This window comes from Flavobacterium piscisymbiosum (assembly GCF_020905295.1).
GTDB lineage: Bacteria > Bacteroidota > Bacteroidia > Flavobacteriales > Flavobacteriaceae > Flavobacterium > Flavobacterium piscisymbiosum.
The window spans coordinates 1,142,015-1,154,669 of sequence record NZ_JAJJMM010000001.1 but is presented as its reverse complement, the minus strand read 5'-3'; the positions used below and the strand labels follow the sequence as shown (position 1 = coordinate 1,154,669).

13 protein-coding genes are annotated in these 12,655 nt (G+C 32.9%); 6 read left to right on the top strand and 7 right to left on the bottom strand.

Going from position 1 to position 12,655, the window contains the following annotated elements; translation table 11 throughout:
- The first annotated feature begins 2 nt into the window (after positions 1-2).
- Both LNP81_RS05320 and LNP81_RS05315 read left to right on the top strand, forming a co-directional pair.
- Positions 3-449, top strand: coding sequence for a GNAT family N-acetyltransferase (locus tag LNP81_RS05320; protein ID WP_230033986.1), 447 nt, complete (start codon positions 3-5; stop codon positions 447-449).
- A gap of 150 nt (positions 450-599) precedes the next feature.
- Complete coding sequence (locus tag LNP81_RS05315) at positions 600-2,246, top strand: S41 family peptidase (protein WP_230033984.1); 1,647 nt, start codon at positions 600-602, stop codon at positions 2,244-2,246.
- Positions 2,247-2,358: 112 nt separating this feature from the next.
- Here LNP81_RS05315 and LNP81_RS05310 read toward each other — a convergent pair whose 3' ends face one another.
- The 3 genes from LNP81_RS05310 to rnpA form a co-directional block, all read right to left on the bottom strand.
- A complete protein-coding gene (locus tag LNP81_RS05310) occupies positions 2,359-3,996 on the bottom strand; it encodes a S41 family peptidase (RefSeq protein WP_230033982.1) in 1,638 nt (545 codons plus the stop codon).
- A gap of 2 nt (positions 3,997-3,998) precedes the next feature.
- The gene (locus tag LNP81_RS05305) at positions 3,999-4,826 is read right to left on the bottom strand and encodes a DUF4349 domain-containing protein (protein WP_230033980.1); all 828 of its coding nucleotides are present in this window, start codon (positions 4,824-4,826) and stop codon (positions 3,999-4,001) included.
- 81 nt (positions 4,827-4,907) lie between these two features.
- Entirely contained in the window at positions 4,908-5,312 is a 405-nt protein-coding gene (gene rnpA, locus LNP81_RS05300) for a ribonuclease P protein component (protein ID WP_230033978.1), read from the bottom strand.
- Between the two features lie 378 nt (positions 5,313-5,690).
- Here rnpA and LNP81_RS05295 point away from each other — a divergent pair, with 378 nt between their 5' ends.
- The 4 genes from LNP81_RS05295 to LNP81_RS05280 all read left to right on the top strand — a co-directional run bounded on the left by LNP81_RS05295 (position 5,691) and on the right by LNP81_RS05280 (position 8,751).
- Positions 5,691-6,431, top strand: a complete 741-nt coding sequence (locus tag LNP81_RS05295) for a lysophospholipid acyltransferase family protein (protein WP_230033977.1) — start codon at positions 5,691-5,693, stop codon at positions 6,429-6,431.
- A gap of 53 nt (positions 6,432-6,484) precedes the next feature.
- Positions 6,485-7,477, top strand: coding sequence for an acyl-ACP desaturase (locus LNP81_RS05290; RefSeq protein WP_230033975.1), 993 nt, complete (start codon positions 6,485-6,487; stop codon positions 7,475-7,477).
- A gap of 245 nt (positions 7,478-7,722) precedes the next feature.
- Positions 7,723-8,022 (top strand): hypothetical protein, encoded by a 300-nt coding sequence (locus LNP81_RS05285; RefSeq protein ID WP_230033973.1) that lies wholly within the window; start codon positions 7,723-7,725, stop codon positions 8,020-8,022.
- A 75-nt stretch (positions 8,023-8,097) separates the two neighbouring features.
- Positions 8,098-8,751 (top strand): HD domain-containing protein, encoded by a 654-nt coding sequence (locus tag LNP81_RS05280; protein ID WP_230033971.1) that lies wholly within the window; start codon positions 8,098-8,100, stop codon positions 8,749-8,751.
- Positions 8,752-8,819: 68 nt separating this feature from the next.
- Here the strand turns inward: LNP81_RS05280 and LNP81_RS05275 are convergent, their stop codons facing one another.
- From LNP81_RS05275 to LNP81_RS05260, 4 genes are all read right to left on the bottom strand, one after another.
- A complete protein-coding gene (locus tag LNP81_RS05275; protein ID WP_230033969.1) occupies positions 8,820-9,620 on the bottom strand; it encodes a DUF4349 domain-containing protein in 801 nt (266 codons plus the stop codon).
- A 493-nt stretch (positions 9,621-10,113) separates the two neighbouring features.
- Positions 10,114-10,236, bottom strand: a complete 123-nt coding sequence (locus tag LNP81_RS05270; protein WP_078006651.1) for a FeoB-associated Cys-rich membrane protein — start codon at positions 10,234-10,236, stop codon at positions 10,114-10,116.
- 5 nt (positions 10,237-10,241) lie between these two features.
- Entirely contained in the window at positions 10,242-12,341 is a 2,100-nt protein-coding gene (gene feoB / locus LNP81_RS05265) for a ferrous iron transport protein B (RefSeq protein ID WP_230033967.1), read from the bottom strand.
- Positions 12,341-12,580 carry a FeoA family protein gene (locus tag LNP81_RS05260; protein ID WP_017495803.1) on the bottom strand — a complete coding sequence of 80 codons (240 nt, stop codon included), beginning with the start codon at positions 12,578-12,580 and terminating at the stop codon, positions 12,341-12,343. Before LNP81_RS05260 ends, feoB begins: the two co-directional genes overlap by 1 nt.
- Between the last annotated feature and the right edge of the window lie 75 nt (positions 12,581-12,655).

Here is a 12,655-nt window from a genome sequence, read left to right as displayed (position 1 = left end):
GAATGGAATTAAAATGGAAAATAAAGCCGTTTGAGGCATTAACGGTTCATGAGTTGTACGATTTGCTCAAACTAAGAAGTGAGATCTTTGTATTGGAGCAAAACTGCGTCTATTTAGATCTTGACGGAAAAGATAAGAAAGCATTACACCTAATTGGTGAATACGACAATAAAATTGTTGCTTATGTACGTTTATTCGACGCCGGAATCAGCTTAGATAACGCATCGATTGGAAGAGTAGTAGTTGATGCCAATTATCGCGACAGAAAATGGGGACATGACTTAATGCGTGAAGCCATTGCAGCTATAAAATCTAATTTTGATAAAGATAAAATCAGCATTGGTGCACAATTGTATTTAAAGAAATTCTACGAAAGCCACGGATTTGTTCAAAGCAGCGAAATGTATCTTGAAGATGATATTCCGCATATAGAGATGATTCGGGGTTAATACAATTATAAGTAAAATATAAGAACCTTCATTTGCCTAATAAGCAATTGAAGGTTTTTTATTGCCATTAATTTTATGATTTTAATAACATTATTTGATACAGGCTTACTTATTTTAGTTTCAATAAAATTTTAAGAAAAATAACGCTAAATGAACAAAATAAAGTGGGTTTTGGTTTTTTGTATTTGTAGTTTTTTAGGTTTTAGTCAAAACAATTCAGACAATAAACCAATTGAGAATTTGTCGAGTCTTGCAAAAGTTTGGGGATTTCTAAAATACTATCATCCTAATGTGGCAAAGGGAGATTTTAATTGGGATGAACAATTGATTCAAATGATTCCTAAAGTCGAAAAAGCAAAAAACAAAGAAGAATTGTCTGCAATTTATCTGGAATGGATTACCAATTTAGGTCTTGTTAAAGAATGTAAATCATGCAGCGGAATTTCTAAAAAAGAGTATTTTGATAAAAATTTTGATCTTTCGTGGATAAATAATTCAGCTGCTTTTACCACTGAACTTTCTCATAAATTGAAATTTATTGAAGCAAATAGGTTTCAGGGAGAAAATTACTATGTTACCAAAACTTCGGGAGGAAATATTAAAGTGAGAAATGAAATTATTTATGGTGATTTTGAGTATCCCGATCAAAACCATAGATTATTGAGTTTGTTTCGATATTGGAACACCATTGAATATTTCTTTCCATACAAATATCTAACAGATCAAAATTGGGATTCTGTTTTAATCGAAATGATTTCGAAGTATAGATACGCAAATGATGCATTAGAATATCAGTTACTCATGCAGGAAACTGTAGTTAAACTCGATGATACTCATGCAAGCTTTTTTTCGGATAAAAATTTTGATTTTTTTGGACGAAAATATATTCCTGCATTCATTAATGTAATTGAGAATAAAGCTGTTGTTGTGGGATTCTACAATGATTCTTTGGCAAAATTAAATGATATCAAAAAAGGCGATATTATTGAAGAAGTCAACGGTAAAAATGCTTTGGAAATAATGTTAGAAAGAAAGAAATTCGTAAATGGTTCAAATAACAATACCAAAGCCAAAAATTACGATTATCTGATGTTTAATGGTTCGACAGATTCTGTAAAAGTTAAAATTAGAAGAGATAATCTTGTCTTCGTTAAAAACATAAAACGGTATTCTGGAATTGATTTTCAACCTAAAATATTGATCAACAAGGAAAAATTTAATATAGATGAAAATAATATTGGCTATATTAATTTGGATAATTTAGAAATGAAGGATCAGGATATAATAATGCAAAAGGTAAATAAAACCAAAGGCTTAATTATTGATCTTAGAAATTATCCTGATTTTAAAGCTTACTTAATCGCCAGAAGATTAATTAAGGAGGATAAAGAATATGCCAGGCTTATAGAACCGGATTTGACTTATCCGGGGAGATTTAATTTCAAAAAAACAAAAATTCTTGATCCAATTAAAAAAGAATATTATGCTGGAAAAGTAGTGGTATTGGTAAACGAACAAACTCAAAGTATGGCCGAATATTCTACAATGTTTTTGCAAGCAGGAGATAATGTGGTAACTATTGGAAGTCAGACTGCGGGAGCAGACGGAGATATATCCAGAATAGAATTTTTAACTTTCAAATCAGCAATTAGTGGTCTGGGAGTTTTTTATCCAGATGGAACGCCAACGCAACGAGTAGGAGTTAAAGTTGATATTCTGGTTCGTCCTACAATTAAAGGAATTCAGGAAGGTAGAGATGAGGTACTTGAAAAAGCAAAGGAATATCTGGCAAAATAACTATTAAATAAAATTGCAAGAGGATACATAGAATACCAATAGTAATTTCGAAATAAAAAAGCCTTTATTGACATTGATCAATAAAGGCTTTTTTAAATATAGTATTTTCAGATTACATTTTCAAAATCGTTTTGTACTCCGTTTGATTGTTTAAAACATTCACTGCTTTCTTAATTTCCGAATTGTTTTTGATATAATATTGGTACAAACCTTCCTGATATTGATATCTCTTAATTAATTCCTCCTGAATCAGGTTTCTAATCTCTTTTTGATTTTTATCTAACAAAGTCGTTTCGCTTTTTTCAAGAGCGACTAGTAATTGCTGATATTCGGGAGCGATAGTTTCGTCGATTTTTTCATTTTTGGCTGCAGCCAAAGTATTCTTTAATGCCACTTCTGTTTCCGTATCAAAACTAATTTTATTCGCTTTCAGGTATTGTTTAAAGCCTGAATAATCAGCATCAGAAACTGTTGGGATTTTATCTCCAAGATTTGGATTCTTGTAGTAATAGGTTGTAGCGTAATCAAAAATCCCATCATTTTTTAATAAGGCAGTCGTAATCGGACTCATTTTAGCTTCGTCTAATTCGATATCTGGCAAAACTCCACCACCGTCATAAACCGTTCTTCCTTTTCTGGTTTTAAAAGCGTTAAAGTTTTTAGCATCGGTTTTTTGTGCAACACCATTTTTGTCTTTGTGAGCATAATCCAATGCCTGAATACAACGGCCAGAAGGCGTATAATAACGGGAAATAGTTACTTTAAGCTGTGTTCCGTAAGTCAAATCGACAGAACGTTGCACTAAACCTTTACCAAAACTACGGCTTCCTAAAATCACGGCGCGATCTAAATCCTGCAAAGCACCTGAAACAATTTCAGAGGCAGAAGCACTTCTTCCGTTTACTAAAATCGCTAACGGAATTTCTGTATCTATAGGCTCTTTCGTTGTTTTATAAGTATTATTGTGTTTTTCGATTCTTGATTTTGTAGTTACAATTACTTCATTCTTTGGAACAAATAAATTACAAATGTCAATAGCTTCGTTAAGCAAACCACCAGGATTTCCTCTTAAATCAAGAACAATTTGCGTAGCGCCATCTGCTTTAAGTTTTTCCAAGGCTTCTTTTACTTCATTTGATGCCTTACGGCTAAAGTGTGCCAAAACGATATAACCGGTTTTAGCATCAATTTTTCCGTAAAACGGAACCGATTTAATATCAACTTCATCCAAAATTAACTCCGTTGTAAAGGTTTTTCCCTGACGAAGGTATTTGATCTGGATTTTGGTGTTTTTTGTTCCTTTCAATAATTGTGAAGCATCATCTTTAAAATCAGCAATCAAAACATCGCCAATTTGTATAATCTCGTCACCAGCTTTTAGTCCGGCTTTATCAGCAGGATAATTTTTATAAGGTTCACGCACAATTAAGCGATCTTTTTTTCTGGAGATCAAAGCACCAATTCCGGTATATTCTCCGGTATTATTTATCTTGAAGTTTACAACATCCTGTTCGTTAAAGTAAACCGTATAAGGATCTAAACTTCCCAACATGCTTTTAATGGCTTTATCCATCAAATCGCCTGGGTTGGTTTCGTCGACATAATTCGTGTTAACAGCTTTAAACAATGTCGTGAAGATTTCGATTTGTTTGGCAATCTCAAAAAAGTCGTCTTTGAAACTGGTTCCAATAAATAAAAATCCTGCCGCAACAGTGGGTATGATAAATTTCTTTTTGAAATAAGGATACATGATTATGTTTTTTTTCTTTTAAATCTTTTTCTAATAAAATAGGCGAATATGCAAAATAATATAATAAACGGCCAAAGACTAATAATGGATATTAAAAATTCTGAAAGGCTAAAAAATCCGGATTGAATCGCTGTCCAGATCTTAGAACCGTACGAAGTTTTAACACCTTCTTTTTGAGCAATGGTTTTATAAAATTCAATGGTAACAGTACTTTCAGAAACGCGGTTTTCTAAATATTTCAATTGCCCTTCCTTAGCCTCAATTTCTTCGCGAATGGCTGAAATCTGTTTTTCAATTTCCAGAATTTCACTTATTTTAGTTGCTTTTTGAAGGATTTGAAGATAACGTTCTTCAAGTTTTCGTTTCGTTTTTAGTCTTGTCGTTAAGTCAATATATTCTTCGGTTACATTTTGCGAAGTAATATCTTTTCTTTCAAAATAAGAAACCCCTTTTGAAATAGCATTTATAAAAGAATCAAAATTTTGACTGGGAACGCGAACAGTTAAATTTCTATAAACATTGTTGTAATCTTTTCCTTCAGAATCATTTTGTATGCTGGCCTTATTCGCTGCAATTGCAGTTTGAATTTGATTGAAAGTATCTTGCAGATCATTGGTTTCAAATCTGAGAGAAGCTTCTTTAATAATTTTTTGAGGAATTTGAGGAGAAGCAGGGTCGGCCATGTCATCTGTTAGATCTGTACTGGCTGCCGATTCATTTTTTGGTGGAAGCTTAATGGCACTAACTGCCATCTCTTCCATTGGTGCTTCGTGTTTGCTACAACCTGAAAAGCTCAAAAGCACAAAGAATAAAAGGAAAAAATATTTCATATCTATTTCAAATTAAATCTAAAACTACAATTTTTTTATAATTCTTAGTCTAATTTGATCAATAAAGTTGTCATCGAAGGATTACAAATCAGTTTTATCTTCAGAATCACTGGTTTTGTTTACTTGCAGAAGGAATTTCTCGAACAACTGAATCGTTTTGGTATTGATTTCTTCGTAAGATAATTTGTCTTTTGTCTGATAAAAAAACATTACGGAATAAGGTTCCTGAATATTATCTAAAAGTAAATGTTTATTCAATCGGTACGTTTCTCTTAAAACACGTTTGAAGTAATTACGATCAACGGCTCTCTTAAAATATTTCTTAGAAACAGAAACACCCATTTTAATTTTTTCTTCTACATCAACTTCCGCTTGACGGTAAACCAAACGCAACGGATATTTAGAAACCGATTTTCCTTCGGAAAACAGTAAGCCAATTGTCGTTTTGCTTTTTAAGCGTTCGTTTTTAGGGTAAGTAAAATTCATTTAATTCAGAAAAAATTGCAATTCAAGGGGCAAAGGTACAATTGTATTGCAAATGCAAACTACTATTTAGGCAATTACTTTTCTATTATAATGTATAGAGGACAGTTCGTAATCTTTTAAAACTTAAAATTTCAATCATAATAGATGATTTATCATGATTAATGTGTTTTCTATAAATTAAAGATGATTTTCTATAAGGCAGATGGGTAATATCAGCCTTATATTTGTAAAATTCAATTTATAATGCCATTATAATTGGCGCAAATTTGTACGATTTGTAATAAGATTATTTTGGTAACTATAATATTTATTGGTAGTTATATAATTTTTATACAGCTAAAAATTTATTTATTACTTTTGGGCATTAATTTTTTAAGCATGCAAAAAATAATTTCCTATCCAATATCAGCAGTATACTATATCGTTTTTAGTTTGTGTTTGCTTGTATTTCATCCAATACAATGGATTTGCCTAAATGTTTTTGGCTATCAGGCTCATAAAAAAAGTGTTGATTATTTGAATTTTTGCCTTCTAAGATGCACTAATCTTGTGGGAACAACTTATAAAATCGAAAATAGAGAAACTATCCCAATGGGAGTGCCTATTATTTTTGTTTCTAACCATCAAAGTATGTACGATATCATTGCAATGATTTGGTACTTTAGACGTTTTCATTGTAAATTTGTAAGCAAGAAAGAGTTAGGTAGCGGAATCCCGAGTGTGTCTTATAATTTAAAGCATGGAGGATCTGTGCTAATTGATCGTAAAGACCCTAAACAAGCTATTCCGGCTATTAAAGGTTTGTCTGAATATATTGAAAAATACAAGAGATCTGCTGTGATTTTTCCTGAAGGAACAAGAAGTAAAACGGGAAAACCTAAAGAATTTGCACAAAATGGAGTGAAAATTCTATGCAAATACGCACCTTCTGCGTATGTAGTACCAGTGAGTATCAACAATTCATGGAAAATGGTAAAATTTGGGTTTTTCCCTGTAGGTTTAGGAAATCGCCTTACCTTTACCGTTCATAAGGCTTTGGCTGTAAAAGACTATAATTTTGCCGATTTAATGGAGATGACAGAGAAGGCAGTTGTAGAAGGAGTAAACGAGTATAAATAGATTTTTGATTTCGGCAATTAAACCGAAACAGAAATCCCAATCTTAAATAAGTAATGTCTATAAAAAACATTAGATTAGAAGTAATGCAGTTTTTGGAAAAAAACGTGGATAGCTTCGTTGAACAGTATTTAATTCCAGTGGAAAAAATTTGGCAGCCGTCAGACTTTTTGCCTAATTCTGAAGGAGATAATTTCTTTGAGGAGGTAAAAGAGTTACGTGAAATTGCCAAAGAATTACCATATGATTTCTGGGTTACGCTTGTAGGTGATACCATCACCGAAGAGGCTTTGCCAACATACGAATCATGGTTAATGGATGTAGAAGGTATAAATCAGATAGAAAATGGTGGAAACGGCTGGTCGAAATGGATTCGTCAATGGACCGGAGAAGAAAACCGCCACGGTGATTTACTGAATAAATACTTGTATTTGTCTGGTCGTGTAAATATGCGTGAAATCGAAATGACAACACAGCACTTAATCAACGACGGTTTTGATATTGGAACTGGATCTGACCCATACAAAAACTTTGTATACACAAGTTTCCAGGAATTAGCAACATATGTATCACACAATAGAGTAGCGCAAATGGCTAAAAAATTTGGTGATAACAAGTTGTCTAAAATGTGTAAAATGATTGCTGGTGACGAAATGCGTCATCACCATGCGTATAGCGAATTTGTTACAAGAATTTTTGCAGTAGATCCTAGCGAAATGATGTTGGCGTTTCAATACATGATGAAGCAAAAAATCGTTATGCCGGCACACTTTTTAAGAGAATCTGGCCAAAAGATCAGCTCTGCTTTCGAACAATTTTCTGATTCAGCACAACGTATTGGGGTGTATACCGCAAGCGATTATGTAGATATCATGCAGAAATTAATGGATAAGTGGGAAATTGATAAAATGACCGGTTTAACAGACGAAGCCGAAAAAGCACGTGATTACCTGATGAAATTACCGGCGCGTATGGCAAGAATCTCAGAAAGATTAGTAATTCCGCAAGAATCACACATCTTTAAATGGGTAGAACCAGCGAGATTGTAAAAATTTTAGATTGCAGATTTCTGATTTTAGATTAAAAATTGATTTTTGCAATTGACATTGATATTGCAATTGATTTCTGATATTGATATTTAAAACATATTGTTGATTGTTGAGGTTGAAAAACTTTGACAATCAACATTTTTTATTCGAAATAATTAGTGTAAATCCTTAAGTTGAAACATAAAAAGCAAAATAGCACCAATAGATACTCTAAAATTTGGAGCATTTTTATACTTGTTATTCTTTTGTTATCTATACTTCACACATTTTTAAAATGGCCTATTTACGATTTTTTACTTGAGAAGTATGGTAAAACAACCTCTGGAAAAATAGTAAAAGAGAAAGGATATAATGGTAAAGGAGGTCATATTTTAAGGGAAGAAAAAGGAGATGCCATTATTTACCAATATAGTTTTAGAATGAATAATAAAAGTTATTTTGGAGATTCACAAAGTTCTGATTATAATATAAATGACACAATTAATATAATTTATTTAGAAAATTTCCCCGGAATTAACAGACCAAAATATTATTTATACAAATAATTAATATCTGCGTAAACCCGTTTAATCCGTAAAATCTGTGCGCCATTAACCAAGCAGATAAACACAAAACAAAATATGAATAATTCTGAACTGATAAACAAAACAATTGCTTTCGTAAAAGAAAAACTAAACGATGCCGAAGGCGGACACGATTGGTTTCATATAGAACGCGTTTATAAAAATGCGCTCTTAATTGCAAAAGATACCCATTGTGATCTTACGGTTGTACAGTTGGGAGCTTTGCTTCACGATATTGCCGACAGTAAATTTCATAACGGAGATGAAACGATAGGCCCAAAAACAGCCCGTTTATTTTTAGAATCAGAAAATGTTTCAGAAGAGATTATTCAGCATGTTGTAAAAATCATCGAAAACATCTCATATAAGGGCGGAAATTTCGAAAAGAGTTTCTCGTCTATAGAATTGGATATCGTTCAGGATGCGGATCGTTTAGATGCAATAGGAGCGATTGGAGTGGCAAGAGCGTTCAATTATGGCGGATTCAAAAACAGAACCCTCCACGATCCTGAAATTGCGCCAATAACCAATATGACAAAAGAGGAATACAAAAAGAATAATGCACCAACGATAAATCATTTTTACGAAAAGCTTTTACTCTTAAAAGATAAAATGAATACCGAAACCGGAAAACAAATCGCTGCCGAAAGACATCGTTTTATGGAATTGTTTCTTGCTCAGTTCTACGCAGAGTGGGAAGGGATTAAGTAAGTTTACAGTCTCAGTTTCAGTTTTCAGTAAATAAAAAATGGCTTCAATTATGAAGCCATTTTTATTTATTATTGATTCAGTTTATTATTTACTGCGGCTATAATTTTTAGTTTATCAATTATCGAAAGTAAAACAAAGATCGCTATTAAGATGAAAAGCGAAGTAATTGCAATGATTGCAAAATATTTTATAGTCCATTCAAGGGCAACTTTTGTTCTGTGAATAAAGCTTATACTTTTTTCTGTCGCTCCTTCGTACATCGAAAATCTTACGGTGCAGAATTCATTTTCGGTATTAAAATTTCCAAGTTCAACTCCTAATCCCTGCAATTGCTCTTCAACTTCTAAAATTTTATCATTCAGGGAAATAAAATCTGCAATTTGGCCTCCTTTAGACTTTAGTTCAATAAGCGATTGAAGCATTTTTTCGATCGAAATCTTTTTAGCATTCAGTTGACGGTATTCGTTTGTTTTGTCAACTTTTGTGATTTCTGTGTCCTTCAGCATTCCAATTTTTTGAAGTTCAAGATAGAAATTTTCGAATTTTGCAGGATTTATTCCAATGAGTAAATGAATCTGTCTATTGCCTTTTTGTCCCAGATTTTGTTCATATTGAATAATAGCATTGTATGATTTTGTTTTTGATTTAATGAGATTCTCATCTTTATCAAATTCAGATGTTTTTGCTTTGATTGAAGCTGTCTTTTCAAATTTCTGACTCGATGCCATATTTGGTGCAGCCTGAATATCTCCTTTGATTGCGATTTTTTCTGAGGCATAATTTTTTCGCAGATTATCAATACTTCCAAAAAAATTATCGCTGTAATCATTGCGAGAAGCCGGATCTGCTGCGACATAACCGTAAAGCATTCTAAATGCAAATAATAAAATAAAAAGTCAGGCAGACCATTTACTTAATTTCCAAAATCTTGACCTAAAGTTTTTCGCCATTTCTGTAGTTTAGTTAGTTTATTAATTGCATCGAAAATAGCTAATTTTAAACTTATAAAGTAATTATCTATAAAAAAATAATAGAATTTTTACTACTAAATAAAATCTGGTTTCAGTAATAAAAAATGGCTTCAATTATGAAGCCATTTTTTTATGTTTTAATTCTAATCTACATTTACACATTGCTTTGTGAGCTTCTCGCAAAGCGAACTTTACGGATAATACAAAAAATCTTTGTGAGTCTCTGTGAATCCTTCGTGAATCTCTGTGGTAGAAAATCTCTGTGGATTTCGACTTCGCTCAGTCTGACAGTAATAATATAAATACTTTGTGAGTCTCTGTGAAACCTTCGTGAATCTCTGTGGTAAAAAACCTTAGCTACTTTGAATCTCAGCAACTCAGCACCTTTCCTCTAACTACACCCACAATTCCCCTCGCCGCAATCTTTTTTCTTTTTGGATTTCCAAAAGAACTTTTTGATCAAAAAACCAACGGCGATAAATAATATAACAAAGGCAATAATTTCTTGTACCATGATGTTTATTTTAAAAGTTGATACGCAAAAAGCGCTACAAAATAAGCAAGACCGCTCATCAGGAAAAGTTGCATGGCAGGCCATTTCCATGAATTCGTTTCTTTTTTGGTAATGGCCAATGTACTGGCACATTGCATCGCAAAAGCGTAGAATAATAATAATGAAATTCCAGAAGCAAAATTGAAGATCTTCTTACCCGTTTCAGGATTTATCTCTTCCTGCATTTTACTTTTTATAGTAGCTTCGTTATCACTGCTTCCCACGCTGTAAATTGTCGCAAGAGTTCCTACGAAAACTTCACGCGCAGCAAACGAACTGATAATCGCAATTCCTATTTTCCAGTCGTAACCTAACGGAGAAATAGCTGGCTCAATGGCTTTACCCATAATCCCGATATACGAGTTCTCTAATTTTTGCGAAGCCACTTCGTTTTCAAATGCTGTTTCGTCAAGAGGTGTATTAACAAATCTTTCTTTTACAATTTCTTCCGCTTCGTTAAAATCTCTTCCGGGACCGTACGACGCTAAAAACCATAATATTACAGATATCGCTAAGATGATTTTACCTGCTCCAACAACGAAAGCTTTTGTTTTCTCCACAACATTAATTGCAACGTTTTTGAAAAGAGGTAATTTATAACTTGGCATTTCGACTACGAAATACGTTTTGGCACTTATTTTTAATATTTTGTTTAAGATATAAGCCGATAAAATTGCTGTTCCAAAACCTAATAAATACAACAACATCAAGGCCAAACCTTGCACATTTAGAAAACCAAACAAACGTTCTTCAGGTATAACCAATGAAATGATAATCGTATAAACAGGTAATCTTGCAGAACAAGTCGTAAATGGCGTTACCAAGATTGTAATAAGGCGTTCTTTCCAGTTTTCGATATTTCTGGTCGCCATAATTGCCGGAATTGCACAAGCAGTTCCTGAAATCAAAGGCACGACACTTTTTCCGGAGAGACCAAACTTGCGCATGATTTTATCCATCAAAAAGACCACACGACTCATATAACCGCTTTCTTCCAGAATCGAAATGAACAAGAATAGAAAAGCAATTTGCGGAATAAAGATAATAACACCACCAATTCCCGGTACAATTCCCTGCGAGAGCAAATCGGTTAAAATTCCGCTTGGTAATTCCTGAGCCACCCAGCTGCTTAAAGAAGCAAAAGTGCTGTCAATGAAATCCATTGGAATTGTTGACCAACTGAAAATCGATTGGAAAATCAAAAACAAAATCGCTAAGAAAATAACATAACCCCAAACCTTGTGTGTTAAAACACGATCTAGTTGAGCTCTAAAGTCTTTTGCCATCGAGGCATCCACTTTTAAACCTTCTTTCAAAACATCATTGATGAATTGATATCTTTTTATAGTTTCTTTTTGCTGTAAGCGTTTTAATTCTGAATGCGATTTGGTAAAAGTACTTCTGATTTCATTTCGATCTAAATTCAAAAAGTTCACGTCTTGCGTAATAACCAACCATAATTTATACAATAATTGATTAGGGAAAGCGTGTTGTAATTTTTGAAAATATTCTTCGTCAATAACCGAAGCATTCATACAAGGTTCGTTCGGGATGGTTTTATAAGAAACAATGAGTTCTTTTAATGCATCAATTCCTAAACCTTTACGCGAACTTACTAAGGCAATTTTGGTTTTTAGTTTTTCTTCTAAGTAGGGAATGTCTAAAGTTATTCCTTTACTTTCCATACGATCCGACATATTAATGACTAAAATTGTCGGAATTTCAAGGTCTTTTATTTGAGTGTAAATCAGTAAATTTCGTTTCAGATTTTCAACATCTGTCACTACTACCGCTACATCCGGATATAATTTATCGTTTTTGTTTAATAAAAGTTCAATCACCACACTTTCATCCATAGAACTTGCGTTCAGACTATAAGTTCCCGGTAAATCCAGAATATTGGCTTTGATGTTGTGCGGTAATTTACAGAACCCGATTTTTTTCTCAACCGTAATTCCGGGATAATTCCCTACTTGTTGATTTAGTCCTGTAAGCTGATTAAAAACGGAAGTTTTACCTGTATTAGGATTCCCGATAAGGGCAACATTGATATTTTGAATGCTCATTACAAATTGGTTTTGATAAGTTCAACTTCAATTTCACGAGCAGTTTCAACACGAATGGCTACGTGTGAACCATTAATATCTAAATATAATGGATCTCCAAAAGGAGCAATTTGAAGCAATTCGACTAAGTTGCCCGGCAAACAGCCCATTTCTAATAATTTTAGAGGAATAAGATCGATATCAAAATCTTTGATAATGGCTTTCTCGCCTTTTTTTAGAGTGTGGATAGTATTTTGCAAAGCTTATTTAGATTGAATTTAGATTGCAAAAGTAGGCAATTATTCTTTATTTAAAGGCATTTAACACTTTTGTAA

Excerpts from the sequence above, each read along its gene's own strand:
- LNP81_RS05270 (WP_078006651.1), bottom strand. The coding sequence starts at position 10,236 with ATGGTACAAGAAATTATTGCCTTTGTTATATTATTTATCGCCGTTGGT.
- LNP81_RS05305 (WP_230033980.1), bottom strand. The coding sequence starts at position 4,826 with ATGAAATATTTTTTCCTTTTATTCTTTGTGCTTTTGAGCTTTTCAGGT.
- LNP81_RS05295 (WP_230033977.1), top strand. The coding sequence starts at position 5,691 with ATGCAAAAAATAATTTCCTATCCAATATCAGCAGTATACTATATCGTT.
- LNP81_RS05315 (WP_230033984.1), top strand. The coding sequence starts at position 600 with ATGAACAAAATAAAGTGGGTTTTGGTTTTTTGTATTTGTAGTTTTTTA.
- LNP81_RS05320 (WP_230033986.1), top strand. The coding sequence starts at position 3 with ATGGAATTAAAATGGAAAATAAAGCCGTTTGAGGCATTAACGGTTCAT.
- LNP81_RS05290 (WP_230033975.1), top strand. The coding sequence starts at position 6,485 with ATGTCTATAAAAAACATTAGATTAGAAGTAATGCAGTTTTTGGAAAAA.
- rnpA (WP_230033978.1), bottom strand. The coding sequence starts at position 5,312 with ATGAATTTTACTTACCCTAAAAACGAACGCTTAAAAAGCAAAACGACA.
- LNP81_RS05310 (WP_230033982.1), bottom strand. The coding sequence starts at position 3,996 with ATGTATCCTTATTTCAAAAAGAAATTTATCATACCCACTGTTGCGGCA.
- LNP81_RS05275 (WP_230033969.1), bottom strand. The coding sequence starts at position 9,620 with ATGCTTTACGGTTATGTCGCAGCAGATCCGGCTTCTCGCAATGATTAC.
- LNP81_RS05280 (WP_230033971.1), top strand. The coding sequence starts at position 8,098 with ATGAATAATTCTGAACTGATAAACAAAACAATTGCTTTCGTAAAAGAA.
- feoB (WP_230033967.1), bottom strand. The coding sequence starts at position 12,341 with ATGAGCATTCAAAATATCAATGTTGCCCTTATCGGGAATCCTAATACA.